Here is a 4,811-nt window from a genome sequence, read left to right on the forward strand (position 1 = left end):
GGATCGTGGCCGGCAGCAGCGGTTACTACGATGCCGGCGGCACCCGGGTGCCGTACCTGGCCGGTGCGGTGGAGATCCAGGCCCAGCACCTGGGTGGCAACGGCAGCCTCAACGACCAGTTCGCCGCCCTCAACCAGCGCCTCAATCAGGGCCAGGTCTACGGCGCGCGCAGCTTCCAGCTCAAGCAGGGCGACTTGACCCTCGGCAGCGGCGTCAAGGCCAACAGTGTCAACGTCTCGATCGACAACGGCAGCCTGCGCGTGACCGGCCTGGTGGACGCCAGCGGCGAGCGCGTCGGCAGCATCAACCTGGCCGCCAAAAACGGCCTGACCCTGGACGGCAGCGCCGTGCTCGATGCCCATGGCACGCAAGTGCGCGTGGACAGCTACGGCAAGGTCATCGACTCCCCGAACCGCGCCACCGTAGTCCTCAGCTCGGGCCAGGGCCAGTTGACCCTGGCCGATGGCGTGCACATCGACCTGCGCCATGGCACCGACGCGGCGACCAGCGACGGGCGCCCACGCGGCACCCTGGAACTCAACGCGCCGCGCCTGGGTGGCAATGACATCGCCATCGACGCCAGTGGGCAATTGACGATCCAGGGCGCGCGGTCGATCGCCCTCAACGGCATGATCACCTATGACGATGCCCCGACCAAAACCGATGAAACGCCGAATGGGCGTCCTTACCAGGTGATTGATCAGGACTACCTGAAGAACGTCGTCGATCCTGCGAATACGGCGTTTATCAACGCCGCCCTCGCCAACACCAACCTGGTGCAAAACAAGCTGGCAGGCCTGAACAACGCCACCTACGGGGATACCTTCCATCTGCGCCCTGGGGTAGAGATCATCAGCAAAACCGCGGACGGCGACCTGGTGGTGCAGGGCGACCTGGACCTCTCCGGCTACCGCTATGCCAGCCTTAAATCCAGCGCCTTGACCGAGGCCGGCAGCCTGACCCTGCGCGCCGGCGGCGACCTGAATATCTACGGCAGCATCAACGACGGTTTCGCGGCGCCGCCCGAGACCGACGATGACAATGGCTGGGTACTGCGCGCCGGTATCGACTACACCGGCGGCACGGTGGTGGTGCCGGGCAGTGGTGTGACGCTGGCCGATGGCACCCTGTTTCCCGCAGGTGTGACGCTTAACTTCGATGTGGTGACCAAGGCGCTGTTTCTGCCGGCGGGCACCCGGTTGCCGGTCGCGGCAACGCTCAGCCAAGCGCTGGTATTGCCCGCTGGTACGGTCTTGGCGGCCACCGTGCGCGATGCGTCGGGCAATGTGTTGTTCGCGGCGGGCACGCTGTTGAGCCAGAGTGAAACCCTGGCTATCGGCAGCCAGCTGGATGCCGGCAGCTTGCTGAGCGTTTCGGCCAATGTTGACGGGCTGATCTGGCCCAAGGGCGTGCCTCTGGCCACCAACGTCACGCTGGCCGTCAGCAAAGTGCTGCCCCGGGGCGCCTTGTTGCCGTCGGGTACCGACGTCAAGTTGCCGGGTGGCGTGGAGTCGGTGCAACTGCGGGTTGCCGACGCCGGTCGCCAGGGCAAGAACTGGGCGATTGCGCCGATGCTGGAGGAAGGTTCGCAGTCGTGGTCGCTGCGCCTGGTGGCCGGGGCGGATACCGAGGCGGCGGACAGTCGCCTGCTGCAGCCGCTCCCGGTCAGCGGTAACCTGCGCCTCGCCGACAGTCACTATGGGATGTTTGGCGTGCCGGGTGCGGGCGCTGCCATTGTATGGAGCGAGGAGGGCGCCACAGAGTGGTTTGGCGACATCGGCATGGCGGGGCAACCGATTGACTTCGACAACGAAGCGTACCCCGGCATGTGTGATGATTTTCCGACGTTCTGCATTACGCAGGGCGGAGGCACAAGCTATCAGGCCGGGGGCAGCACGCGTTTCAGTGTGATACGCACGGGGGCGGCGGACCTGGAGTTACTGGCGGCCGGCACCTTGAGTATGGAGTCGCTGTTCGGTGTCTACACCGCTGGCAGTTCATCCAGCGCCACTTCGGCCAATGACCCGTACAACCTCAAACGTGCCTTGGGCAGCAATAACAAGGTGCTGAGCAATGTCCTGGGCAACAATGAGCAGTGGGTCAATGGCGAGCCGGGCAGCCTGTACCGTGCCTGGTACCCGGATACCGGCGGCAATCTACTGCTGAAAGTGGGTGGCGACCTGACGGGCAATATCACCCGGCTGGCGCTGGTTAGCGTCGGGCGTCCGGTTACCGGTGATTTGGGTCAGGATTCGGCTAACGTCGGCAATTGGTTATGGCGCCAGGGCAATGGTCAAAGTGGTAGCAATGCGCAAGCCACTGCCTGGTGGATCAACTTTGGTTCCTATGTCTCAGGCCTGGGGGCAGACCAGATGGTCGGCTTCACCGGCTTCGGCACCCTGGGCGGCGGCAATCTGAATGTTGAGGTGGGCGGCGATGCAGGGTTTATCAGCCCCGTGTCGTCAACACTCCAGAACGTCAGCCCCCGCAGCCAAGGCCTGGTACTGGCAGTCGGCAGCACTGGCCGCGTGGCGGCGGACGGCAGCGTGCAACTGACCGGTGGCGGCGATTTGAACCTGCGGGTCGGCGGCGCCATCAACCCTGCCAGCCAGACCTTCACCGGCCACCTCAACGGTGCACTGGTGAACCTGCGTGGGCATGTGCAGTTGACCGGCGGCGCCCTGGGCAGCCTGACCTTGCGCTACGGTAACCAGCTCCGAGACCACAGCCCCAGCGAAGTACGCGCGTTCGACCCGTTGCGTTCCACCTCCGCTGCGGCGGCCGGTGGTTTGAGCCTGCTGCCGGGCGACGCCACCTTCAGCCTCTCTACCCGGGGCGACCTGGTGTTGCAGGACGGCGCCGACCCAGGGCGCGCGCCGCAAATGAATGCCCTGGCCTATGTCAACGGCGGGGTCAACGGGATCGGACAAAGCTGGTTCAGCCTGTGGACCGACCACACGGCTGTGAACCTGTTCTCCGCCGGCGGCAACCTCACGCCGCTGACCGATACCCTGGAAACCGATATGGCCGCGGTCTATCCCGCCACTTTGCGGGCGGTCGCCGCCAACGGCAGCCTGTATTACGGGCGCGCCGCGAGTTTCAATACCAACTCGGTGGCCCCGCTCAAAGCCTTGGTGCTGGCCCCCTCGGCCAACGGGCAATTGGAATTGCTGGCGGGGGATTCGATTTATGGCGGTGACCTGACCATCAGCCGCTCCAGTGCTGCCCCGAATAGCCTGGCGTCGATCCTGCATCCGGCCTTCCTTGGGTTCCTGAGCGATCGCGTCGCGGTAACGGGCAGTGGCAACCTTTCCAGTGATGGCAGTGTTGCGCGTTTCGGGCTCTCTCCACTGTTTGCCTTTGGCCCCAACACGGCCAGCACGGCCTGGGGTGAAGCCCTTGAACCTGCGCGTTTCTATGCCTTGAGGGGTGACCTGCTGGGGGTCAACAGTGGTCGGGCGATCACCATTACGACCGCCGTTGATCCGCGTTTTGGCCAAACCTACTATGAAGGCGCCGGCCCGGTATGGATGCAGGCCGGTCGCGATATTGTCAGCAGCGGTACGCCCCTCAGTGGCGCCGAGGGCGGTGATTCGACCACGGGCGCCTACGCCATCACCGGCAACCTGTTCGTGCACAACGGCCCCACCGACATCTCCATCGCCAGCGCCGGGCGCGACATTCTCTACAGCAGTTTCAACGTCGCCGGCCCGGGCACCCTGGAGCTGTCGGCAGGGCGCAACATCCAGATGGAAGACAAGGTCGGGGTCAACAGCCTCGGCGCGGTCGCGGCCGGCGACAACCGCCCCGGCGCGAGCATCGTGATGCAAGCCGGCGTCGGCCCCAACGGCCCGGATTACCTGCGTTTAGTCGAGGCCTACCTCAACCCCGCCAACCTGGCCCAACCGGGCGAGTCGTTGCAGGGCACCAAGGTGGCCAAGACCTACGAGAGTGAACTGGTCGGCTGGCTGGCCGAGCGTTTCGGCTTTGTCGGCAACAGTGAACAGGCGCGCGCCTACTACGCGGCGCTGCCCGCCGAGCAACAACGGGTCTTCGCCCGTGACGTATATTTTGCCGAACTCAAGGCCGCCGGCCGCGAGTACAACCAGGACGGCAGCGTGCGCCAGGGCAGTTACCTGCGGGGTCGTGTGGCCATCGCGGCGTTGTTCCCGAGCACGGACGTGGCGGGTAACCCGATCACCTACAAGGGCGATATCACGATGTTTGGTGGCGCCGGCGTGCACACCAACTTCGGCGGTTCGATCCAGATGCTCACCCCGGGCGGCCGCCAGACCTTCGGCATCGAAGGCACTGCACCGCCGTCCACGGCCGGCGTGATCACCCAGGGCGCTGGCGATATCCAGTTGTATTCCCTGGGCAGCATCCTGCTCGGTCAAAGCCGCATCATGACCACCTTCGGCGGTTCGATCATGGGCTGGACCAGCGAGGGTGATATCAACGCCGGGCGCGGTTCCAAGACCACCGTGGTGTACACGCCGCCCAAGCGTGTCTATGACAACTGGGGCAACGTGGGCCTGTCGCCGTCGGTGCCGAGTACCGGTGCGGGGATCGCCACGCTCAACCCGATCCCGGAAGTGCCGGCGGGGGATATCGACCTGATCGCGCCGTTAGGCACCATCGATGCCGGCGAGGCGGGCATTCGCGTGTCGGGTAACGTCAACATCGCCGCCTTGCGGGTGGTGAACGCGGCGAACATCCAGAGCCAGGGCAAGTCATCCGGGGTGCCGGTGTCGGCCACCGTCAATACCGGGGCCATGAGCTCGGCCAGCGCGGCGGGGGCGGCCGCGTCC

1 protein-coding gene is annotated in these 4,811 nt (G+C 65.4%); it reads left to right on the forward strand.

Annotated features, from left to right (window positions below; all coding sequences use genetic code 11):
- A partial coding sequence (locus WBR57_RS30015) for a filamentous hemagglutinin family protein (protein WP_424089196.1) occupies positions 1-4,811 on the forward strand: 4,811 nt, incomplete at both ends.

The organism is Pseudomonas sp., assembly GCF_049590575.1.
Taxonomy (GTDB): Bacteria; Pseudomonadota; Gammaproteobacteria; order Pseudomonadales; family Pseudomonadaceae; genus Aquipseudomonas.